This window comes from Schaalia sp. 19OD2882, assembly GCF_018986735.1.
Taxonomy (GTDB): domain Bacteria; phylum Actinomycetota; class Actinomycetes; order Actinomycetales; family Actinomycetaceae; genus Pauljensenia.
The window spans coordinates 213,549-237,369 of the sequence record NZ_CP065521.1; the positions used below are offsets into that span (position 1 = coordinate 213,549).

12 protein-coding genes and 1 other RNA gene are annotated in these 23,821 nt (G+C 67.8%); 10 read left to right on the forward strand and 3 right to left on the reverse strand.

Annotation, left to right across the window (positions count from 1 at the left end; genetic code table 11):
• Window positions 1-278 precede the first annotated feature (278 nt).
• From I6B53_RS00920 to I6B53_RS00955, 8 genes are all read left to right on the forward strand, one after another.
• Window positions 279-4,865 carry an SdrD B-like domain-containing protein gene (locus I6B53_RS00920; RefSeq protein WP_216764426.1) on the forward strand — a complete coding sequence of 1,529 codons (4,587 nt, stop codon included), beginning with the start codon at window positions 279-281 and terminating at the stop codon, window positions 4,863-4,865.
• Window positions 4,866-5,040: 175 nt separating this feature from the next.
• Window positions 5,041-5,136, forward strand: an RNA gene (ffs, locus tag I6B53_RS00925) — signal recognition particle sRNA small type.
• Between the two features lie 241 nt (window positions 5,137-5,377).
• Window positions 5,378-9,400 carry an SdrD B-like domain-containing protein gene (locus I6B53_RS00930; RefSeq protein ID WP_216764427.1) on the forward strand — a complete coding sequence of 1,341 codons (4,023 nt, stop codon included), beginning with the start codon at window positions 5,378-5,380 and terminating at the stop codon, window positions 9,398-9,400.
• A 122-nt stretch (window positions 9,401-9,522) separates the two neighbouring features.
• The gene (locus tag I6B53_RS00935) at window positions 9,523-11,271 is read left to right on the forward strand and encodes a sodium:proton antiporter (protein WP_216764428.1); all 1,749 of its coding nucleotides are present in this window, start codon (window positions 9,523-9,525) and stop codon (window positions 11,269-11,271) included.
• A 146-nt stretch (window positions 11,272-11,417) separates the two neighbouring features.
• The gene (locus tag I6B53_RS00940; RefSeq protein WP_216764429.1) at window positions 11,418-14,594 is read left to right on the forward strand and encodes a DNA polymerase III subunit gamma and tau; all 3,177 of its coding nucleotides are present in this window, start codon (window positions 11,418-11,420) and stop codon (window positions 14,592-14,594) included.
• A 6-nt stretch (window positions 14,595-14,600) separates the two neighbouring features.
• Complete coding sequence (gene recR, locus I6B53_RS00945) at window positions 14,601-15,197, forward strand: recombination mediator RecR (protein ID WP_216764431.1); 597 nt, start codon at window positions 14,601-14,603, stop codon at window positions 15,195-15,197.
• Between the two features lie 92 nt (window positions 15,198-15,289).
• Entirely contained in the window at window positions 15,290-16,027 is a 738-nt protein-coding gene (locus tag I6B53_RS00950) for a response regulator transcription factor (RefSeq protein ID WP_216764432.1), read from the forward strand.
• Window positions 16,024-17,856, forward strand: coding sequence for a cell wall metabolism sensor histidine kinase WalK (locus tag I6B53_RS00955; RefSeq protein ID WP_253953909.1), 1,833 nt, complete (start codon window positions 16,024-16,026; stop codon window positions 17,854-17,856). The genes I6B53_RS00950 and I6B53_RS00955 overlap by 4 nt, the downstream gene beginning before the upstream one ends.
• A 68-nt stretch (window positions 17,857-17,924) precedes the next feature.
• On the opposite strand, the gene I6B53_RS00960 is transcribed toward I6B53_RS00955, so the two are convergent.
• From I6B53_RS00960 to I6B53_RS00970, 3 genes are all read right to left on the reverse strand, one after another.
• The gene (locus I6B53_RS00960) at window positions 17,925-18,722 is read right to left on the reverse strand and encodes an ABC transporter ATP-binding protein (protein WP_216765265.1); all 798 of its coding nucleotides are present in this window, start codon (window positions 18,720-18,722) and stop codon (window positions 17,925-17,927) included.
• Window positions 18,722-19,669, reverse strand: coding sequence for an ABC transporter permease (locus tag I6B53_RS00965; protein ID WP_216764433.1), 948 nt, complete (start codon window positions 19,667-19,669; stop codon window positions 18,722-18,724). The genes I6B53_RS00960 and I6B53_RS00965 overlap by 1 nt, the downstream gene beginning before the upstream one ends.
• A 139-nt stretch (window positions 19,670-19,808) precedes the next feature.
• Complete coding sequence (locus tag I6B53_RS00970) at window positions 19,809-20,828, reverse strand: ABC transporter substrate-binding protein (protein WP_216764435.1); 1,020 nt, start codon at window positions 20,826-20,828, stop codon at window positions 19,809-19,811.
• A gap of 268 nt (window positions 20,829-21,096) precedes the next feature.
• Here I6B53_RS00970 and I6B53_RS00975 point away from each other — a divergent pair, with 268 nt between their 5' ends.
• Together I6B53_RS00975 and I6B53_RS00980 are read left to right on the forward strand one after the other, a co-directional pair.
• Window positions 21,097-22,413 (forward strand): aspartate kinase, encoded by a 1,317-nt coding sequence (locus I6B53_RS00975; RefSeq protein WP_216764436.1) that lies wholly within the window; start codon window positions 21,097-21,099, stop codon window positions 22,411-22,413.
• 324 nt (window positions 22,414-22,737) lie between these two features.
• The gene (locus tag I6B53_RS00980) at window positions 22,738-23,790 is read left to right on the forward strand and encodes an aspartate-semialdehyde dehydrogenase (RefSeq protein WP_216764437.1); all 1,053 of its coding nucleotides are present in this window, start codon (window positions 22,738-22,740) and stop codon (window positions 23,788-23,790) included.
• Window positions 23,791-23,821: the final 31 nt, after the last annotated feature.

Genomic DNA, 23,821 nt, shown 5'->3' on the forward strand with positions numbered 1-23,821 from the left:
GGCGCATTCTGTGAGTCGATTTCCGCACCATCATGGGGGCGGGCGACTCGTGGCTTTCCGCCCATTTTGTCCACCTGTGACTGAGGTCTCGTAGCTTCCGTGAGGAATTGGGCTTCCCGATACAAGAAATGGCACTCCTGTGGATTGTTCCGACCCGGATCGGATCACTATCGTGGCCTGTACGATGCGCGGGTTCTGCCTGCGTTCATGCTGCGCTTCGGACCGGGGATTCGCCCGTGTTCCCCATGCGCGTGAGTGTCCCGACACAAGGAGTTTCGATGCGAGTCTCAGCGCCCCCACAAGGAGCTGCACCCCGTACGTGGACCGGAGCGTCATTGCGTGCCGTGCTGGTCGCCGTTCTCGCAGTGGCCGGGCTGGTCGCGCCGGCCCAGGTCATTCCCGCCCAAGCCGCACCGAATCCGGCGATCAAGATCACCAACGCCACCCTGCTGACCGCGGACGAGTCGAGCGTGAATCCGATCTATTACCAAAACGGTGCGGTCCTCACTTTCAACTGGGACGCTTCGGCTGCCAATCCCAAGGTCGGCGACTCCTTCGGCGTCGGATTCGACCCGGTGTTCAACGCCCTGACCACCCAGACCATCGAGATGAAGGCCAACACGGCCGGCGGTGAGAAAAAGGTCGGCTCATGTGTCGTGAGCAAGACCGGGATGGTGTGCACATTCGACGACGGTCTGCAGGCGGCCATTGACGCGGGACACGGAAACCAGATCAAGGGCGCTGGAAAGGTCAAGCTCTCCAACGTCCAGACGACCAACTCGACCACCGTTCCCCTGAACCTCAACGGCACCATCACCCAGGTCCCGCTGCCCGGCAACAAGCCGATCGGCCCCGAGCCCTACTACGCCTGGGGATTCACCAAGGACCTCAACACGATCAAGAACGTCGGCGAGGTCGACAAGAATTGGCAGATCCAGTTCTCCTCGAACTACATGGAAGGCAAGATGCCCGGTTTCACGACCGATGGCACCGTCTCCACCCTGGTGCTGCGGGACGTCCTCGGCGAAGGACAGACGCTGAACATTGCAGACGGCGCCACGGTCAAACTGTCGACCTTCACCACGGGCGCTCAGGGCGTTCCCGCCAGGACCCTGCTCCTGGACGGCACCGGCGCCAAGCACGCCTTCGCCAATGGCTGGACCCTGAAGACCACGCAGGCCGACGGCAATCATGTCGACATCACGATCACCGGCACGTGGCCCAAGGACACGAACTTCTTCATCACCGTTCCGATCACCTTCGACGGCGGCGCGAAGGCCGGTGTGAAGTACCAGAACTCGGCCTTCATCGGCGCGACCGACCACAAGGCCTACGCCGAGGAGTGGTACACCGAGGCCGCAGAGATCACCGTGTCCATGCAGCCGGGCTTCGGCACCTTCAAGGTCGGCAAGTTCGTCCAAGGTGATGCCGCCGCACATGTGGCCGCGGAGTCGACCTTCACCCTGGACGTGAAGTTCGTCCTGCCCAAGAACTACGACCAGTACAACCCGCACTGGACGCCCCCCGCCGGTTACACCATGGACGCCGACGGGAAGACCTTCCGCGGCAAGATGAAGGTCATCCTGGGCAAGAACACCTACTTCGACCCCCTCATCACCCTGCCCATGAACACCGTGGTGAACCTGGCGGAAGACCCTGCGGCGCAGGCTCAGCAACCCGGAGTCACCTGGGGAACGCCGAAGTTCAACGTCACCGCTTTCCAGATCGCTGACCGCAAGGTCAACGCGATCCAGCTGACGAACACCGCCGAGCGCTCCGCCGGCGCGGTCAGGGTCGGCGACTACGTGTGGATCGACAAGGACCGGAACGGCCTCCAGGACGCCACCGACGTCCCCATCGCCAACGCGAAGCTGACCCTCTCGCGCAGCGACAAGACCACCGTCAACAATGCCGACGGAACGCCACGCGCCCAACTGACGGCGACCACCGACGCCCAGGGCCTGTACCGCTTCGACGCCCTGGAGACCCTGCCCGCAGGCGTCCACTACGTGGTGACCATCGATCCGACCAGCATCCCCGCGGGCCTGGAGCCCACCGAGACGAAGAACGGTGGCACCGGTCCGAACGACTCCTCCGCCCAGGCGGGCTTCGCCGAGTCAGTCGACCTCGTCAATGACGGGGAAGAGGACCTGACCCTGGACTTCGGATACGTCGAACTGGTCCCCGGCATCGACATCGAGAAGTACGACGGCGCCTGGGACGGAGTGGAATTCATCAACGGTGTGCCATCCCTGTCCGGCGACGGACAGCCCGCCAAGTTGCCGCAGAACGACCGTGACACTGCGGCCGACGCGCTGCTGGTCGGCGCCCAGGGTGCGACCGTGAAGTTCACCGTCACCAACACCGGCAAGGCCGACCTCAAGAAGGTCTCCGTCACCGACTCCACCACCGCAGGTGATGCTCTGACCAACATCACGTGCACCGTCGCCGGTGCCCAGGTTGCCGGTGACGCCATCGACGCCGAATGGGTCTTCAAGTCGGGTACCTCCTTCGAGTGCACCGGCACACTGCCCTCGATCACGCAGGCTCACGCCGACACCGCCAAGGTCCAGGCAACCCCCGTGTACGGTGGCCAGCCCGTCACCGACGAGGACTCCTGGCACGCCTCCCCCAACCCGAAGGTGTCCGTGGGCGACTACGTGTGGGAAGACGTCAACAAGGACGGCCTGCAGGACGCGACCGACAAGCCCATCGCAGGTGTCACCCTGACGCTGTCGCGCAGCGACAACGCACCGGTGAAGAACTGGGACGGCACCGCCCGCACGGAGTTGACCACCACCACTGACGACTCCGGCAAGTACGCCTTCAAGGACCTTGAGGCCCTCCCGCAGGGCATCCACTACGTGGTCGCGGTCACCACTCCGCAGGGCTTCCAGCCGACCACGCCCGACCGCGCCGGTGGCGACCGCTCCGTCGACTCCGACGCGATCGCCGGGAAGGCCGAGTCCACGGACCTGACCGATGACGGCGCAAACGACCCGACGCTGGACTTCGGATTCGTCAAGCGAGTCCCGGGCATCGACATCGAGAAGTACGACGGCACCTGGGACGGCGTGGCATTCGACGGTGTGGGCCGGGCGGCCCTCGACGGCAACGGCCAACCGGCCACCCTGCCCGTCGGCGACCGCGACACCGCCGCGGATGCCCTGGTCCTCAAGGAAGGCGCGCAGGCAACCGTCACCTTCACCGTCACCAACACCGGCAACGAGGACCTGAAGAAGGTCCGCGTGACCGATTCGACCACCCAGGGCGCCGCCCTCGTCGATGTCATGTGCACCGTCGCCGGTGCGCAGGTGGCCGGTGATGCGATCGACCCCGAATGGCTGTTCAAGCCCGGCACGTCCTTCGACTGCACCGGAACCCTGCAGGCCATCGGCGAAGCGCACGCCGACAAGGCCTCTGTGCAGGCCACGCCTGCCGCCGGTGGCGAACCCGTCACCGACGAGGACGAATGGCATGCGAAGCCCTTCCCCAAGGTCGCCGTCGGCGACTACGTGTGGGAGGACGTCAACCGCGACGGACTGCAGGACGCCACCGACCGCCCGATTGAAGGGGTCGTCCTGGAGATCTCCCGCACCGACTCCCAGCCCGTGAACGACCCTGACGGCACCGCCCGCAAGGAGCTGACCGCCACCACGGACGCCAGCGGCAAGTACCTCTTCGAGAACCTGCAGGTCCTGCCCCAGGGAGTCCACTACGTGGTCACCGTCAAGACCGGCCCCAAGGCCATGGTTCCCACCATCGAGAGGGACGATGACGACCGCGCCCTCGATTCCGACGCGAAGTCCGGCAAGGCCGAGTCCACCGACCTGCTGGTCGACGGCGCGAAGGACCTCACCCTGGACTTCGGCTACCACATCGAGAAGCCGGGCGTGGACATCGAGAAGTTCGACGGCTCCTGGGACGGCGTGGGCTTCGTCAACGGCGAGGCCAAGCTGACCAACGGCCAGCCCGCCGACCTGCCCGCAGGTGACCGCGACACCGCTGAGACGGCGCTGGTCGTCAAGGGTGACGCGGAACAGCCCGTCACCTTCACGGTGACCAACACCGGCCTGGAGGACCTGACCAAGGTGGTCGTCTCCGACGCCACCACGAACGGGCCGGCCCTTGCCGGCGTGGTCTGCACGGTCAACGGGACCGCGTACGAGGCCGATGCCTCCGGCGTGGTGACGATTGATCCCGCGTGGGTCTTCGTTCCGCAGGCCTCCTTCTCCTGCACCGGCACCCTGCCGGCGCTGGGCGAGGTGAAGTTGCACTCGGACACGGCCTCCGTCGAGGCGGTCACCGTGGCCTCCGGCATGGCTGTCAGCGACAAGGACGACTGGCACGCCAAGCCGCGTCCCAAGGTCAAGGTGGGCAACTACGTGTGGTTCGACCAGAACAAGAACGGCGTCCAGGACGATGGTGAGCCCGGCATCGAGGGCGTCGAGTTGACGCTGACCGACGAGGCCGGAAACCCCGTCACGAACGTGTTCGACGTGCCCGTCGCGCCGGTCGTGACCGACGGCCAGGGCTACTACGAGTTCCCGAACCTGCCCGCGGGCAAGAAGTACGTCGTCACGGTCACCAAGGCCCCGAGCGGCTACGAGCCCACCAAGGCCGGCGCCACTGACCGCGACAAGGACTCCTCCACGGGCAAGGAGATCTCGGTTCTGCTGCCCGGCGACGGGGACGAGGACATGACGCTGGACTTCGGATTCGTCAAGCCCGAGGTGCCGCCGACCACGCCTGGAACTCCGAAGCTGCCCGTCACGGGTGCTGCCACCGGAATGACCCTTGTGGGTGCTGTCGTCGCCTTGGCAGTGGGTGCGCTGGCCGTGGGCCTGCGCCGCCGCCGAGCCTGACGCTGGAGCGCCCACCTGGTTGACGGCCGGGTGAGTGGCCAGGAAGGGCCCCGGGACGTCCTCGAACGTCCCGGGGCCCTCTTGTCGTCAGCAGGTCCGGGGACGAGGGCGATGCGGCGCGTGTGCGCCTGCAGGTGCCAGTGCGAACCGGGGGGCTGCGACGTGTAGACTTGTCGTCGATCCTCCGCGTGACGGTATCGTCCGAACCTCCCCAGGGCCGGAAGGCAGCAAGGATAAGGGCGCGCTGCCGGGTGCGCGGAGGATCCTTGGTTCTCCGCGCAAAATGCTGATCGGCTGCGGAATCCCTTTTCGGTGGACCGGTACCCGCGCGTGAGATGGCGCACGGAGGGCTCGCAAGGGCTTTGGGATCCGAGGGCGTGTCCCAGATTTTCTTCCCACACGAGGGCGAAGAGGCTTGCCCTGAAGCTCGCGTGAGTATAAGTTCTTGGACAGGAGTCCATTTGGCGCGCGCTCGCACGCCCCCGGCATCAACGGAGCGACACGGAGAACCCATGCTTCATTTCAGAAAACGCGCGACGAATCGCTTGATCGCCGCTTTTTCGACACTGGCACTTGCAGTGACGGGCTTGGGCCTCAGCCTGTCCCAGGCACCTGCCGCCCAAGCGGAGGACGCGGTCGCCACCAGCACGCCGAACCCCGCCATCGTCGTCAGCGACGTGCACACCCAGGCGTGGAACGTCGGCGGAACCCCGCCGAATTGCGGCCAGAGTGGAAAGGTCTTCCTCTACTGGAAGCTGTGCATCACATGGAAGTGGGACGCCCGCAACGCCAATCCGAAGGAAGGCGACAGCTTCTTCCTCGGCCTGCCCACCCAGTTCCAGCTGCTCGACGTGGCCCCCTACGACCTGATGGCCCCGGTCACCGACCTGGCCGCGGGTACGACCACCGACATGAAGGTCGGCACCTGCACCTCCGTGGCGCGCACTGCCACCGATCCCGCCAGGATCACCTGCACCTTCGACAAGGGGCTGACCAACGCCCAGAAGCTGGGCAACATCAACCTCGTCGGCGACGGCTGGCTGGCCGCCTACGTTCGCGAGAAGCTCGACTCGACCACCGCGGACTTCAACCTCAACGGAACCGCCACACCGGTCCCCAACCCCGGCGGTGAGCCGATCGCCCCGGGTGTGGGCACCTACCGTCCTCGCGTCCCCGTCAAGGAGAACGACGGCATTCGCTCCACCACCAAGGAGATCAACTGGAAGGTCGTCTTCGGCTCCGGCAAGTTGGCCGAGGTCTACGGCGGCGCCATCCCGACGCCCCTTGTCCTGACCGACACCCTCTCCGACGGACAGCTGTTCTCAGACCAACGCCCCGTCGTGCTCGACATCATCAACAGCCCGGCCATCCCGGTCCCCCCGGCGACCATCCGCGTGGGCTCCAGCGACACTTCCAAGGCGCGCCTCCTCAACGAGGCCGGTCACACGACCTTCACGATCGAACGCGAGCTGTCGGCCGACCGCAAGACGATGACGCTGAAGATCTCCCCGAACGCCCCCGGCACCTGGGAGCCGGACACCAACTACGTCATCCGCTACTCCTCCGTGCCGGACACCGAGAACGGCCTGGTCGACCAGTCCCGCACCTACTCCAACAAGGCGACCTTCAAGGACACCAACACCACGGTGACCAGCAAGGCCACCTACAGCGTTGCGGCCGGCGGCACCGCCCGCATGGAGCCCGGCTACGGCACCTTCTCGATCAACAAGATCGCTGACGGCACCGCCGCCAACACGGTTCCGGCCAACACGAAGGTCAAGGTGAAGGTCAAGTGGGCCCTGCCCGGCGGCAAGAGCGCGGCCGACTTCCCCGGTTGGACGGCCCCGGCCTCGAACCCCTTCGAGATCGAGGTGCTCGTCGGTGGCACCGCCACCTACTTCCCGAACCCCCTGCCCTTCCCGGCCGGAACGCAGATCGAACTGACCGAGGACCTGGCAGGTTCCGACCTGCCCACGATCCGCTGGGACAACCCCCGTTTCAAGATCGGCGCGGCGACCGACACCACGGCAAACGGTGTCTTCACCGTCGATGGTGGAGCCGTCACCAACGTCAACCTGACCAACGCCGCGGAGCACAAGAAGGTCTCCGTCGGTGACTACGTGTGGTTCGACACCAACAAGGACGGCCTGCAGGACGATGGCGAGCCCGGCATCGAAGGCGTCACGCTGACGATCGCGCGCAGCGACAACGCCAGTGTCACCGCCCTCGACGGCGGCGCCTACCAGACGACCACCAAGACCGACGCCTCGGGCAAGTACGCCTTCACCGACCTGCCGGCGCTGCCCGCCGGTGTCCACTACGTGGTCTCCGTGACCGCTCCTGCCGGTCACATGGCCACCACCGCCAATGCCGGTGACACGGCACGCGACTCGTCGACCGGCTCTGCCGAGTCGACGGACCTGACCACCGACGGCGCCAGCGACCCGACCCTGGACTTCGGTTTCATCAAGGGCAAGGTCTCCGTGGGTGACTACGTGTGGTTCGACACCAACGCCGACGGCATCCAGGACGACGACGAGAAGGGCATCGAGGGCGTCACCCTGACGATCTCGCGCACCGACTCCCAGCCGGTCAAGGACGCCGAGGGCAACCCGGTGTCCACCACCACGACCGACGCCGCCGGCAAGTACCAGTTCACGAACCTGGAGGTCCTGCCCCAGGGCGTGAAGTACGTCGTCACCGTCACCGACCCGGCCGGCTACACGCCGACCACACCGAATGCGGGCGACCCTGCCAAGGATTCGTCCACCGGCAGCGCCGAAGCCAAGGAACTGCCCGGCGACGGAGACCAGGACCTGACCCTGGACTTCGGCTACGTCAAGGGCAAGGTCTCCGTGGGTGACTACGTGTGGGTCGACTCCGACAAGAACGGCACCCAGGACGCCGGTGAGCCCGGCATCGAGGGGGTCGCACTGACGATCTCGCGCACCGACGGCAAGCCGGTCATGGACGTCCAGGGCAACACCCTGACCACCACCAAGACCGACGCCGACGGAAAGTACCTGTTCAAGGACCTTGAGATCCTGCCGGCTGGTGTCACCTACGTCGTGACCGTCACCGACCCGGAGGGCTACGTGCCCACCACGCCGAATGTCGGCGACCCGGCCACCGATTCCTCGGCCGGCAAGGCCCAGGCCAAGGAGCTCCCCTCCAATGGCGACTCGGACCTGACCCTGGACTTCGGCTACGTCAAGGCCAAGGTCACCATCGGTGACTACGTCTGGGAGGACACCAACCGCAACGGCACCCAGGACGCCGGCGAGCCCGGCATCAAGGACGTGACCCTGACGGTCGGCCGCACCGACGGCAAGCCGGTCATGGACGTCAGCGGCAACCCTGTCTCCACCACGACCACCGATGCCGACGGCAAGTACCTTTTCGAGAACCTCGAGGTCCTGCCCAAGGGTGTCAAGTACGTGGTCACCGTCACCGCTCCCGACGGCTTCACGCCGACCACACCGAATGTGGGCGACCCTGCAAAGGACTCGTCGACGGACTCGGCGACCTCGAAGGACCTGACCAAGGATGGCGACGAGGACCTGACCCTGGACTTCGGCTTCGTCCGCCCGCGCGTGAGCGTCGGTGACTACGTCTGGTTCGACGCGAACAAGGACGGCGTCCAGGACGCCACCGACCAGCCGCTCGAAGGCGTCACCTTGACGATCTCACGCAGCGACAGCGCCCCGGTGAAGAACGCCGACGGCACTGACCGCACCACGCTGACCACCGTCACCGACGCCACCGGCATGTACTCCTTCACCGACCTGCAGGTCCTGCCTGCCGGCACCCACTACGTCGTCACGGTCACCGCGCCCGCCGGATTTGCGCCGACGGCAGCAGGTGCCGGTGGCGACACGGCGAAGGACTCCTCGACCGGTTCCGCCGAGTCGACGGACCTCACCGCCGACGGCGCCAACGACCCGACGCTCGACTTCGGGTTCATCAAGCCGGCCGTCGCCGTGGGCGACTTCGTGTGGGAGGACACCAACAAGAACGGCACCCAGGACGCCGGCGAGCCCGGCATCAAGGACGTGACCCTGACGGTTGGCCGCACCGACGGCAAGCCGGTCACCAACGTCAGCGGCGCCACCGTGACGACGACCACCACCGATGCCGATGGCAAGTACGTCTTCGACGGCCTGGAGGTCCCGCCCGACGGCGTCAAGTACGTGGTGACGGTGACTGCGCCGTCCGGCTACGAGCCGACCACCCCGAATGTGGGTGACCCGGCAACTGACTCGTCCACCGATTCGGCGATCTCCGCCGCCTTGACGAAGGACGGTGACAAGGACCTGACCCTGGACTTCGGTTTCGTCAAGTCCCCCCAGTCCAACGTCCCGCCGGCGCCGAACCAGCCTCCGGCCCCCAACCAGCCTCCGGCACCCAAGCAGCCGGCACCGAAGGAGCCGAAGCTGCCCGTCACCGGTTCACCGACCTCCGTCGTGGCTGGAGCCGCAGTACTGGCCCTGCTTGCTGGCGGCGCTGCAATGGCGCTGCGTCGGCGCCGGGGTTGATGCCCTGACGAACAGCGAGTAGGTGCACGGACAGGCCCTGCCCCACCCGGGGGCGGGGCCTGTCCCGCGTCCGCGATCTGGTGCCACGAGCACATGTGGCCCCCATCTGGGACAATGAGCCCATGACCACCCTGCTTCTGCTCGGGGTGGCCACCCTGCTCGTCATCGCCCTGTCCGAACCCTTGGGCGAACGCGTCGGACTGGTCGCTCCTGTCCTCCTGCTCGTCATCGGTGCCCTCGTCGGCGTGCTGCCTCAGGTGCCCGAGGTTTCCGTGGATCCGGAGATCATCATTCACGGAATCCTTCCGCCTCTGCTCTTCTCCTCGGCGGTTGCCATGCCCGTGAAGGACTTCCGACGCAACTTCGGATCGATCTCCGTCCTCTCCGTCGTCCTCGTCGTCGTCTCCTCGCTGGCGCTCGGCCTGATGTTCCACGTGCTGATCCCCGACATCAGCCTGCCGCTGGCCATCGCCCTGGGCGCGATCATGAGCCCCACGGACGCGGTGGCCACCGGCATCGTGAAGAAGATGGGCGTGTCGGAACGAGTGGTGACGATTCTCGAAGGTGAAGGTCTCATCAACGACGCCTCCGCCCTGGTCCTCTTGAGGTCCGCGCTGGCTGCAACGGTCGGTTCGGTCACCCTGTTGGACATCGGCGCCTCGTTCCTGTGGGCCGTCGGCGGAGCCCTGGTCTTCGGGTGGATCGCGGGAAAGATCGGCTTGCACCTGCGCTCGATGGCGCACGAGCCGGCGACGGGCACTGTCATTTCCCTGACGGTGCCCTTCCTGGCGTCCCTTCCCGCCGAGCACTTCCACGCCTCCGGGCTGGTGGCCGCGGTCGTGGCGGGTCTGGTGAATTCTCGGGAGGCTGCCCGGCGCCTGCCGCCCGCTCAGCGTCTGAGTACTCGTCAGACCTGGCAGAGCATGGGTCTGATCCTCGAATCGCTGGTCTTCCTGGTGGTCGGACTGCAGATGGACGCTCTCCTTGACCGCCTGAGACTGTCCGGAACCTCCGTGCCCTGGGTCTTCGCAGTGGCGGCGGTGACGATTCTTGCCGTCATGGTGCTGCGCTTCCTGGTGGTGGTCCCACTGATCCTCCACATCAAACACAATGCCGCGAGGCTGCTTCCCAAGAAGCGGGAGAAGCTGGAGACGCACACCAGGCGGTTGGACGAGCACGTGCTGTTGCGTGAAAGACCCAGCAGCACATTGGACCCCGTCAAGCCGGGGACCGTCGAACACCTGCGTGCACGGGCCGCCAAGCGGATGGCCGACGTCCAGTACTTCGAGGATTCGCAGCTGGGGCTGCGCGACGGAGCCGTCATGTGGTGGGCGGGGATGCGCGGTGGAATCACCTTGGCCGCCGCCCAGACCCTGCCTCTGGACACCCCGGGCCGTGACGTCCTGGTCTTTCTCGCCTTCGCGGTGGCGGCGGGCTCGCTGATCCTCCAGGGAGCCACCTTGTCGACCTTCGTGGAGTGGGTGCGTCCCAGGCTCGCCCGTGTCCCGAGTCTGGAGGAGCATGACGAGGTTCGCCGCCTCATCCACGAAGCCGGGGCGCAAGTGCCCATGCCCGAGGAGATTCGGCCCTTCGTGAATCCGGGCCCGCGCCTCCTTCTGGACTCGACCAGCAACGCGATTGATCGTGAGGCGGAGACGGGGCGCAGGGCGTTCCTCAAAGTGGCCCTGTTCGAATGGGCCCTTCGCCGTATCCGCGCCGAACGTGAGACCGTGCTGGATGCCCGCGACGCGGGGAGCCTGGATGCGGGCCTGTACGCGCATTGTCTGGCCCTGCTGGATGCGGACCAGGCGCGTATCGAGATCCGCCTGGAGGCGCTGCGGGCCGGGTGTGAGGATCTGGTCGAGGACTGAGCGACCCCGGTGACGAGGTCGGAGGGCACTCCGGCGAGGGCGGGGCGGGGGTGCTCGGCCTGCGCTGACCCGGGGTCCCTGTGGTGAAACCCTCGACCCCGTGGGGCAGGGCGCCAAATGGGGGCGCCTGGCCGTAGAGTTCAAGGGTGAGCACAGCCCTGTATCGACGGTACCGGCCGGACTCCTTCGCCCAGGTGATCGGGCAGGACCACGTGACGGCCCCATTGCGCGCCGCCCTGCGGGCCAACAGGGTCACCCACGCCTACCTGTTCTCGGGGCCACGCGGCTGCGGGAAGACGACTTCGGCACGTATCCTCGCGCGCTGTCTCAACTGCGCGCAGGGCCCCACGGACACCCCCTGCGGGCACTGTGACTCCTGCCGTGAACTGGCCACGGGCGGGCCCGGGTCGCTGGACGTCGTGGAGATCGACGCGGCCTCCCACGGCGGCGTGGACGATGCGCGCGACCTGCGCGAGCGCGCCACCTTCGCCCCCGTGCGCGACCGCTACAAGGTGTTCATCATCGACGAGGCGCACATGGTCACGGCCGCGGGTTTCAATGCGCTGCTGAAATTGGTGGAAGAGCCTCCCGAACACGTGAAGTTCGTCTTCGCCACCACCGAGCCGGAGAAGGTCATCGGCACCATTCGCTCGCGCACCCACCACTACCCCTTCCGTCTGGTGCCGCCCGACGTGCTGGGCCCCTACCTGTCGCACCTGTGCGACGAGGAGCACATCCGCGTCGACCAGGGGGTCGTCCCCATGGTCATGCGTGCCGGAGGCGGGTCCGTGCGCGATTCCCTGTCCGTCCTGGACCAGCTCATGGCCGGTTCGATCGACGGGGTCGTCGCCTATGACACGGCGGTCGCACTGCTGGGCTACACGGACTCCGCACTGCTGGACCAGAGCGTCGACGCCTTGGCGGGAGGGGACGGAGCCGCCGCCTACAGGGTGGTTGAACGCATGGTGGAGTCGGGTCACGACCCCCGTCGATTCGTCGAGGACCTGCTGCGGCGTCTGCGGGACCTGCTCATCATCGCCGTGGCGGGAGACGGGGCAGCGGAGGTCCTTGCCGGCACACCATCGGACCAGGTCGAGCGCATGTTCGTCCAGGCCCGCAACTGGGGCCCGCGTCAGCTCTCACGTGCGGCCGACTTGACGGATGAGGCCCTGCGGGGGATGACCGGGGCGACTTCTCCACGCCTGCAACTGGAGCTGCTGCTCGGACGGATCCTGGTCCCCGCCCAGAACTGGGCCGCAGGCGCCGACCCCTCCGCCAAGGACGGGCCCGGCGGGCAGTCGGCCCCCATGCCCCGCACGGCCGGGATGGTCAGGGGAGGGGCGCCCCTCGAGGACGAGGCCGGTCACCATGTGGGGCCGGGCGTGTCAGGTGAGGGAGGCCGCTTCGGAGCGGCCCAGGCGCGTGAAGAGCTGGCAAGGGCCCGTCGTGCACGGGAGGCCTCGCGCGCCGGCGCGCCCGGGACCGGCTCAGCGGCGGAGCCGAGGACTCAGCCGCAGGGGCGCCCCTTCGCAGCTGCGACCCCCGAGGAGTCGGCGCAGACTCCCGGCCAGTGGGCGTCGGAGGCGACCCCGGGTTGGGAGGTGAGGGAACCCGGCTCCCAGGCGGCAGCCGGTGCGCGGGCCCCTTCCGAGGAGAGTGGGGGCGACGAGGCCGTGGCGCCTGTGGGTGAGGCGGACACCTCACGCAGCGCGCCTGCGGCCACTGCGGCTGAAGGAATCCCGCCTGTTGACGACCAACGGGCCCCGCAGGCTGCGGTGCTTGTCGATGAGCCGGCCGTGGCACATGCGGATGCGGTCCAGGATCCTGCCCCCGCCCCTGCCCCCCGGGGAGGGATCGGTCATGACGCAGACGTCCTTCGTGGCCGGTGGGAGGAGGTCGTCGAGCGCTTGGCCGGCCTCAGCCGAGCCGCTTGGTCGATGGTCCGTCAACACGGACAGTTGGGGGCTGTGGACGCCGAGGTGGCCGTCCTGGTGCTGCCCACGGCCGGCCACGTGGACCACTTCACCAATGCGGGCAGGGGAGAGGTCCTGGCCACCGCGATCTACGAGGTCACCGGACTTCGACGCAGCGTCGTCGCCCAGGTCGGCCAGGCGGGTGGTGGACGCCCTGTCACCACTGCGTCGGCTCCCGTGAATGATCCGCCCCCGAGCGGAGCAGCATCCGGCCAGCAGCCCGTTCCCGCCGCACAGGCGCGGCGTGAGGCGAGAGGCCGGAGCCCACGCGGCGGTGAGGCGGGGGGCTCTCGGGCTCGCGCAGACCGGGACCCTGCCCCGGCCCACTCCCGCGCTCCGCGCGCTCCCGAAATGGCGCAGGCCGTGGAGGCCGCCCACGGGCACTCGGCCGGATCGGCACATTGGCCCGAGCCCGCCCCCGTTCCCCAGTCACCCGCCACTGCACCCTCGCAGACCCACGCGGCGACCGACTCGGCGGACTCGCGTGTGGCGGACAGTGGTCCGGCCCCGTCCTCGCCCCCCCGGGCCGATGCCGCCCGAACACCCGCAGAGCTCTACGCCACCTACCTGCCGGGTGACCCCGACGCCCAATGGCACCCCTTCGACGGCGCCCCCGTCCACGCCCGAGCGGCAGGAGGACACTCCCCCTCCCACGAGGCGCAGGGGCACGGGGACGTGCTGCCCGCGTGCGATGAGCGTGAGGACCTGCGGGTCGACTCCGCCGTCCCGGTCGATGATCCGCCCACCCCGGAGGACCCCTTCGCGGACGTGGTCCCCGCCGACGAAGCACCTGTCGGCGAAGACGACCCCTTCGACGTCGGCGACCCCTACGCCGCCCCGGCCGACGATGATCCCTTTGGTGAAGCCGACTGGGACGGCCTCGACCGGAGCCGAGGCGGCGATTCCTTCGCGGCCCCCACCCGTGTTGCCGGTCCTGCGCCGGATGCGGGTGGGAGCGCCCCCGGGCCCGACGGTTGGGCCGAGGCCGTGGCCCAGCCGGGCGGACAGGCCGAAGTCTCCTTCGACGATTCCCCCGACGCCGACCCATTCGCGACTCCTGCTGGTCAGGGCCGGGAGGACACGCCGCACTCCCGGGGCCGTGGGGCCGCAATGCGCGCCATGGGCCGTTCCACGGGTCCGGCCTCCCAAGGTCGGCCTGCGCGTGCGGGCGAGCACGGCACCGCGGGTCAGCACAGCCCCATGGCCGACAACAGGCCTAGTGCCGCCGAGGACGACTCCGCCAGCCTCGACGACCAGGACGTGGATGTCACCATGACCAGTGGTGTGCCGGCCGTGTTGGAGATCCTGGGCGGCAAAGTCATCGACACCACCTACGACCAGGGAGTGTGACACGGCGTGTACGAAGGCGCCCTGCAGAACCTCATCGATGAACTCGGCCAATTGCCGGGAGTCGGGCCCAAGTCCGCGTTGCGCATGGCACTGCACCTCCTCGAAGCCGAACCCGAGGACGTCGCCCGACTCACGGATGCCATCCAGGCGGTGCGCACCCGCGTCCACCACTGCGAGGTGTGCGCAAACCTCACCGAGGACCAGATCTGCAGCATCTGCCGAGACGTGCGCCGCGACCCCTCGCAGATCTGCGTGGTCCAGGAACCCAAGGACATCCAGGCCATCGAGAACTCCCGAGTCTTCCGCGGCCGCTACCACGTGCTCGGCGGGGCGATCGACCCGATCCGCGGAGTCGGACCCGAGCAGCTGCGTATCCGGCAGCTGCTCTCACGTCTCCAGGACGGCGCGGTCACCGAAGTCATCCTGGCCACGAATCCGAACATCGAGGGCGAAGCCACGGCCTCGTACCTGGCACGCACCCTGGGCACCATCGGGGTCCAGACCACGCGACTGGCCACCGGTCTGCCCGTTGGCGGGGACTTGGAGTACGCCGACTCCCTCACCCTGGGGCGCGCCCTCGAAGGCAGACGCCAACTCGGCTGACCCGCCCGGCGCAACCGGCCGGCCCGGGTCCACAGCGCCCACACAGGCAATGCACTGCCTGTGCATGCCCTCACCATGGAAGAATCACCCATGTGAGCCCCCAGAACGATTCCCCGTACGTCCGCCCCGACGGCACTCCCGCGCGCATCCTCGTCGTCGATGACGAGGTCTTCCTCGCCGACCTGCTTGCCGCCGCCCTTCGGCACACCGGCTGGGAGACGCGCACTGCCTCCAACGGGTGGGAGGCGCTCGACGCTGCCGACGAATTCGACCCCGACGTCGTCGTCCTCGACATCCAGATGCCCGGCCTGGACGGCATGGAAACCCTGGAACGTCTGCGCAAGAAGCGGCCGCACCTGCCCGTCCTGTTCCTCACCGCCCGTGACGCCGTCGCCGACCGCGTCGCCGGGTTGCGTGCCGGAGCCGACGACTACGTGACCAAACCCTTCGACCTGGACGAGGTCGCCGCCCGCATCGACGCCCTGCTGCGCCGCTCGGGAATGGCCAGCCAGACCGTCAGGCACGTGCTCACCGTGGGCGACCTCGTCCTGGACGAGGACTCCCATGACGTCACCCGGGCGGGCGAACCCGTCCTCCTGACGAACACGGAGTTCGAGGTCCTGCGCTACCTCATGGAGAACCCCAACATCGTCCTGTCCAAGGCGCAGATCCTTGACCGCGTGTGGTCCTACGACTTCGGCGGGCAGGCCAATGTCGTCGAGTTGTACATCTCGTACCTGCGCAAGAAGATCGAGGGCGACCGTCCTGCCATGATCCACACCGTGCGTGGCGCCGGCTACATCCTGCGTCCCGCCCCAGACCCGTCGTGAGCGGGCCCCGTCCCCATCGGCGCGGGCAGAGCCTGGCCAACCGACTGAGCATCTTCCTGGCCGTCCTGGTCATCGTCGCCTTGGCGATCACCGCTGCCGCCGCGGTCCTGGTCATGCGTGGGTGGATGGGACGTGAAGTCGATGACGGTGTCCGCGAGACCATCGCTCAGGTGGAGCGTTCCGTCACCCACGCGATCGGCCGAACCGGATCCATCTCGGACGAGGCGCTTGCCGCCTCCCAGGATGCCGAGGGGCCGGATGCCGGCCAGTCCACGCGCGGCACGAGGCAGGGCGGGCAAGCGGGCCGGCCCGGCGGCCGGCAGGGCGCCGACTCCGCAGGGACGCAGTCGGCAGAGGGCGCAGCGCCCGGTACGCCGGGCCAAGGAAACGATGGTCAAGGAAGCGGCGGACAGGGTTCCAGTGGCCAAGTCGCGCCCGGCGAAGAGTGGGGCGACCATCCGCCGAGCGGCGGCGCCCCGCAGGGACTCGGTGGCCCAGGAGCCAATGACGGTCTGCTTGAACTGGTCAGCTACGACGGGGTCGTCACGGCGGGTGTGGTCGACAAGTTCTCGATCGTGCCCATCTCCAGCCGGGACCAGCAGACACTGCTCGCCCAACCCACCGACCGCCGGGTGCGCACCGTCCACCTGGAGGGCCACGGAGCATTCCGGGTCGCGGCACTGAAAACCGCCGACGGTGCGATCGTGGTGGTCGGGCAGTCGCTGGGCAAGACCGACTGGGTGATGACCCAGTTGCTGGCCACCGACCTGGGTGTGGCAGTCGTCGTCGTGCTCATCGCCCTGTTCGTCGGCCGCTGGTGGGTCAAGCGCGAGATGCGCCCCCTGGACGTCGTGGCCTCGACGGCACGTGGGATCGGCCGACGCGACCTGCGCTCCGAAGAGATCGAGCCCTTCGCCCGCCTGGACCCTTCGTTGGCGCGCCCGGGAACCGAGGTCGGGGACGTGGGGCACGCCCTGAACACGATGATCGACAATGTCGAGGGCGCCCTGAAAGCGCGCATGGAGTCCGAGCGGACCCTGCGTCAATTCGTCGCCGACGCCTCACACGAACTGCGCACGCCACTGGCCTCCATCCAGGGCTACACGCAGCTGCTCCAACGGGACTCGGTGGACGCCGAAACCGCCTTGGGGCGCATTGCCTCGGAGTCCGCGCGAATGTCCGGGCTGGTCGAGGACCTGCTGCTGCTGGCACGCCTGGACGCCGGCCGCGAGCTGGCCTCCCTGCCGGTTGACTTGGTGCCCCTGGTGGTCGATGCCGTCATGGACGCTCATGCGGCCGGGCCCGACCACTCGTGGGTCCTTGAGTTGCCCGAGGGCGAGGAGTCCGAGCAGTGCGTGGTCGACGGGGACGAGGCCGCCCTGCGTCAGGTCCTGGCGAATCTGGTGAACAATGCGCGCGTGCACACTCCCGCCGGCACCACGGTGCGCATCGGCGTGCGTGCGGTCGCAGCACAGGACGCAGTGGACCAGGTGGTGGCTCCGGATGGGACGGCCACGTGGAAGGTGGGCTGTGGTCCGGCTGGATCGGTCCTCCTGTGGGTGGCGGACGACGGGCCCGGAATCCCCGAGGCCCTGCGTCCCACCGTGTTCGACCGCTTCGTGCGCGGTGACGGGTCGCGCACCCGCAAGGACGGCAAGGGTTCTTCGGGCCTGGGCCTGTCGATCGTCTCCTCCATCACCAAGGCGCTGGGGGGCCGGGTCTCGATGTCGACACTCAGCGCCGATGACGTCCCCGGGGACGAGGCCGCCCGGGTCGCGCCGACCACCGGCACGCGTTTCGAGGTGCGCCTGCCGCGCTCGGCGGGCTGAATCCGGACACGCCGCCGCCCTCGTGGCGAGGTCGGTGGAAGCACCGCGATTGCAGGGGCGAGGGCCCCTCAGGCCAGCAGCGTCCGGTCCGACAGGCCAGCGCCACCCGAGCGGAGCTTCTCGAACTCCGCCATCAGCGAGTCGACCGTCGCATCGTTCTTCTGCTGTCCGGAGAGTTCGAAGATGATCCGACCCTCGTGCATCATGACGAGCCGGTTGCCCATCGACAGGGCCTGCTCCATGTTGTGTGTGACCATCAGCGTCGTCAGGCCCAGTCGGGAGACGGCCTCCTGCGTCAGATGCGTGATGAGTGCCGCGCGCTTGGGGTCCAGGGCCGCGGTGTGCTCGTCCAACAGCAGGACGTCCGGCTCCGAGAAGGTCGCCATGGTCAATGACAGTGCCTGACGCTGTCCGCCGGAGAGCAGCCCGGCTTTCGTCGTCAGACGATTCTCCAGCCCCTGCTCCAGGGGAGCCAGGACCTCACGGAAGTACTGACGCCGCTTGGAGGTCAAGGCCATGCCCAGTCCGCGGCGGCGCCCTCGCATGTGGGCCAGGGCCAGGTTCTCCTCGATGGTCAGATGGGGTGCGGTTCCCGCCATGGGGTCCTGGAAGACCCGCCCCACCATGTGGGCCACCTGGTGGTCCTTCAGTCGGGTGACGTCCTTGCCGTCGATCCACACCGAACCCACGTCGCACATGTAGCGGCCGGACACGACGTTGAGCAGGGTGGACTTGCCTGCCCCATTGGAGCCGATGATGGTGACGAAGTCGCCGCGTTCCAGGTGCAGCGAGACGTCGCGCAGGGCGATCCTCTCGTTGACGGTGTGCGGGAAGAAGGACTTGGTGACGTTCTTGACCTGCAGCATCACAGCACCGCCTTTGTGGAGTCGGCCTCTTCGGCGGGCGGGACGATGTCGGGTTCGGCGACCAGCGTCTTGGAGCGGCGCTTGGCCCGGATCCGCGCGAACAGTCCCCACCGGGGCAGCAGCAGGGCCGCGAGGACGATGACGGCGCTGAGAAGTTTCATGTCATTGGCGTCGAAGCCGGGCACGGTCAGCGCCACCTGGATGACGCCGCGGTAGATGAGCGAGCCGATGACAACGGCCAGCGACATCACCCACACGCGAGGCGACCCGATGATCGCCGTGCCGATGATGACCGATGCCAGGCCCGCGACGATCAGGCCGATGCCCATGGAGATGTCGGCAACACCCTGGTACTGGGCGACGATCGAGCCGCACAGGCCCACCAGGCCGTTGGACAGGGCAAGGCCCAGGACCTTCATGGCGCCGGTGTTGACTCCTTGCGCCCGCGCCATGCCTTCGTTGTCGCCGGTGGCACGCATCCCCAGACCCACCTGGGTGGACAGGAACCAGTTGAAGGCCAACATGACAAGGGCGATGACTGCGGCGAAGACGGCGACCGAGGTCCATGACCCCAGCAGTTTCGCCTGGCGCAGCGGCTGGACCAGCGTGTCCACGCCGCGCAGCAGCGGCAGATTCGCCTTGCCCATGATGCGCAGATTGATCGAGTACAGGGCGATCTGGGTGAGGATTCCGGCAAGCAGCGGGTGGATCTGGCCTTTGGTGTTGAGCAGCCCGGTGATGGTGCCGGCGGTGAATCCTGCCGCGAATCCCGCGAAGGTCGAAACCCATGGGTTGAGCCCATTGGTGATCATGACGGCGGTGACTGCGGCTCCGGTGGTGAAGGATCCGTCGACTGTCAGGTCGGCGAAGTCCAGGACGCGGAAGGTCAGATAGACCCCCAGCGCCATGAGGCCGTAGATGAGACCGAGGTCCAGTGCGACGAGCACGGTGTGGGCTCCTTCGGTGGTGCGCGGCCCGGGCCGCACGGTCGGGTCGTGGGTGCGGGACGAGGGCGGGGTGCGAGGTCGGGACGGGGTCCGGCCACGCCCTCGTCACACGGGAGGGGAGGGTGCGCGCCCCGGGGTCTCACTTGACGAGGGTGGCCTCGGACTTGAGGGCCTCCGGTATCGTCACCCCCATGCCTGCCGCAGAGGTCTCGTTGATGGTCATCGTGAATTCCTTTTGTGCCTCGACGGGCATGGTCGCCGGGTCGGCGCCCCGGGTGAGGATGCGGATGGCCATCTCGCCGGTCTGGCGGCCGAGCTGGGTGTAGTCGATGCCGACCGTTGCCAGTCCGCCGTTGGCGACCGAGTCGGATTCGCCGACGATGAGGGGCACCCGGAGGTCCTCGGCGACCTGCACCACGCCCGCCAGCGCGGAGACCACGGTGTTGTCGGTGGGCACGTACAGGGAGTCGACCTTGCCGAGCGAGTGTGCGGCCTGCTGGACCTCGCTGGAGTTGGTGACGGTGGCTTCGGAGACGACAAGTCCCTCTTTCTTGGCGGCTTCCTTGGCCAATTTCACCTGGACCTCGGAGTTGACCTCACCCGAGGAGTAGATGATGCCGACGGTCTTGGCTTCCGGCTTGAACTTCTTGATCAGGGCGATCTGGTCCGCCACGGGGTTCATGTCGGTGGTGCCGGTGACGTTGGCGCCGGGGGCCTCGTTGGAGGCGACCAGTTGGGCCGAGACCGGGTCCGTGACGGCGGTGAACAGGACGGGCACGTCCGTGATGGCGGTGGCCGCGCTCTGGGCGGTGGGCGTGGCGATGGCCAGGACCAGGTCGGGCTTGTCGGTGGCGAACTTCGAGGCGATGGACACGGCGGTGGCCTGGTCGCCCTGGGCGTTCTGCTCGTCCCACTCGACCTCGATGCCGGCGTCGGTGAAGGCCTTCTTGAATCCGTCGCGGGCGGCGTCCAGGGAGGTGTGGGAGACGATCTGGGTGATGCCGATGCGGAAGGGGCCGGTGGATCCGGCTGGGCCGGCCGTCCCCGAGGTGCCGCTTTGTCGGGTGGTGGCGGATTGGGTGGCGTTTCCGCCGCCCGCACATGCGGCAAGGACGAGGGCGGTGGTCGCAGCGGCGACAGCAAGGACGGTGCGCTTCATCGGACGTTCCTTCGTGCTGATCGGGCAGTTCCATGCGGGCCGCCGTCGTGCGACCTTCCGGACGAACCTATCCCTGTGGGGAAAGCAAGGACCAATGTGGTCCACTGACCGGACGTGCATCCCGAATCCTGGACTGAGTGGGGTGTGGGGTCGCCCTCGTTCCCCGAGGGCGAGGAAACCTGTGTTCACATGACGGTCGCCAACGGCCCGCCCGGGAGTGAAACCTAGGATGGCCACAGTCGCGCCGCCCGCGACGAAGGAGGAATCCGTGGCACTCATCGTCCAGAAGTACGGTGGCTCGTCCGTGTCGGACGTGGCCGCCATGAAGCGCGTGGCCCAGAGGGTCGTGGACACCCACAATGCCGGCCACAAGGTGGTCGTGGTCGTCTCGGCCATGGGTGACACGACTGATGAGCTGCTCGACACGGCCGCAGCCATCACCGACGACGCCCCCGAACGCGAGATGGACATCCTCCTGTCCGCAGGTGAGCGCATCTCCATGGCGCTGCTGTCCATGGCGGTCAACACCTTGGGTGTGCCCGCAGCCGCCTACACCGGTGCCCAGGCGGGCATCCGCACCGACTCCCACCACGGGCGTGCGCAGATCATCGGCATGGTGCCCGAACGCGTGGCCCGCACGATCCAGGACGGGCAGGTGGCCATCGTCGCCGGATTCCAGGGCGCCTCGGAGGAGGAGAACACCACCACCTTGGGTCGCGGCGGCTCCGACACGACCGCCGTGGCGTTGGCTGCGGCGCTGAAGGCCGACGTGTGCGAGATCTACACCGACGTCGACGGTCTGTTCAGTGCCGACCCGCGCATCGTGCCCAAGGCCCACCGCCTGCGCACCATCAGCCAGGAGGAGACCCTGGAACTGGCCGCCCACGGCGCGAAGATCCTGCACCTTCGGGCCGTCGAGTTCGCTCGCCGTTACGGCGTGCCCCTGCACGTGCGCTCCTCCTTCTCCGAGAAGGAGGGCACGTGGATCTCCGACTATCCCGCCCACCCCGACCTCGAGGGCCTCGTGCCCGCCGCCGCCCTGCACGATCCCACGGAGGAGCCCATGGAACAGCCGATCATCTCCGGAATCGCCCACGACCGTTCCCAGGACAAGATCACCGTCACCAATGTGATGAACACGCCGGGTGCGGCCGCGCGGATCTTCGCCATCGTGGCCGAGGCCGGCGCGAACATCGACATGATCGTCCAGAACGTGCCGGTCAGTGATCCGACCAAGGCGAACATCACTTTCACCCTGCCCGAGGGTGACGCCCGCAAGACTTTGGAGGCTCTGGAGGCCCACCGTGGCGAGCTCGGCTTCGACGAGCTGCGTTACAACCCGAACATCGGCAAGCTTTCGCTGGTGGGTGCGGGTATGAGGACGAACCCGGGTGTCTCGGCCAGGCTCTTCGCCGCTCTGTCGGAGGCCGGCATCAACATTGACTTGATCTCGACCTCGGAGATCCGCATTTCGGTGGTGACGAAGCTGGAGGACCTGGATCGCGCGGTGCAGGCGGTGCACACCTCCTTCGGCCTGGACGCCACCGAGTCCGAGGCCGTCGTCTACGGAGGCACCGGCCGCTGACCCTGAGATTCGTCCCTCTTCCCGCGAGATTCGTCCCACTTCCTGCCAGACTCGTCCGACTTCCTGCGAGATTCGTCCTTGTCGGATGCCCCTGAAATTGAGGGTCGAACAAAGTGCCCTCGTTGAAGGACGAATCTCACGGAGGGGAGTGGATGGACATGGTCCGCTTCTCGGTCCCCAGCCCGACTCTCACTTTCCGCCCCTGACTCGACTCTCACTCCCGACCCCGGCCCCCGGGTCCCCCCCCCGACTCTCAGCCCCCAGCTCCGGCTCTGGCTGCGAAACACGGACGTCCACGCACACAGGAACATCAAGGAGAACCCCATGAGTGACCTCACAGTTGCCGTTGTCGGCGCCACCGGACAGGTCGGCCGCGTCATGCGCGCCCTGCTGGAGGAACGCAGCTTCCCGGCCACCTCCATCCGCTTCTTCTCCTCCGCCCGCTCGGCGGGCACCACCTTGGCATGGAAGGGCACCGAAATCACGGTCGAGGACGTGGCAAGCGCGGACCTGTCGGGCATCGACATCGCCGTCTTCTCGGCCGGAGCCACAGCCTCGCGCGAGTACGCGCCCAAATTCACCGCCGCAGGCGCCGTGGTCGTCGACAACTCCTCCGCTTGGCGCATGGACGAGGAGGTGCCGCTGGTCGTCTCCGAAGTGAACCCCGAGGACGTGCGCCACCGCTCCAAAGGCATCATCGCCAACCCGAATTGCACGACCATGGCGGCAATGCCCGTCCTCAAGCCTCTCCTCGACGAGGCCGGAGGAGTCGAACGCCTCATGGTCTCCAGCTACCAGGCGGTCTCCGGCACCGGACTGAAGGGCGTCCAAGAGCTTGTCGGCCAGCTCACCGCAGGTGCCGAACAGGACCTCGCAGCCCTGACCCTGGACGGAGCCGCCCTCTGCCTGCCCGAACCCCAGGTCTACGCGGCGCCCATCGCCTTCGACGTCGTGCCTCTGGCCGGCGCCCTGGTCGACGACGGCTCGGAGGAGACCGACGAGGAACAGAAACTGCGCAACGAGTCGCGCCGTATCCTTCATGCACCCCACCTGCGCGTCTCGGGCACCTGCGTGCGCGTCCCAGTCTTCACCGGCCACACCCTGACCGTCCACGCCGAGTTCACGGGCGCCATCACCCCTGACCGCGCCCGCGAGATCCTGGCAGATGCGCCGGGTGTGCGCCTCGTCGACGTGCCGACCCCGCTGGAAGCCGCCGGACGCGACGAGGTCCTGGTGGGCCGCATCCGTCAGGACCAAACGGTCGAGGACGGGCGAGGTCTGGTCCTGGTGGTCTCCGGCGACAACCTGCGCAAGGGCGCCGCCTTGAACGCCATCCAGATCGCGGAGATCCTGGCCGAAGAGCTCCAGGGCGCCTGAGCGCCGGCGAGGCGACGATTCGGCGGGGGTC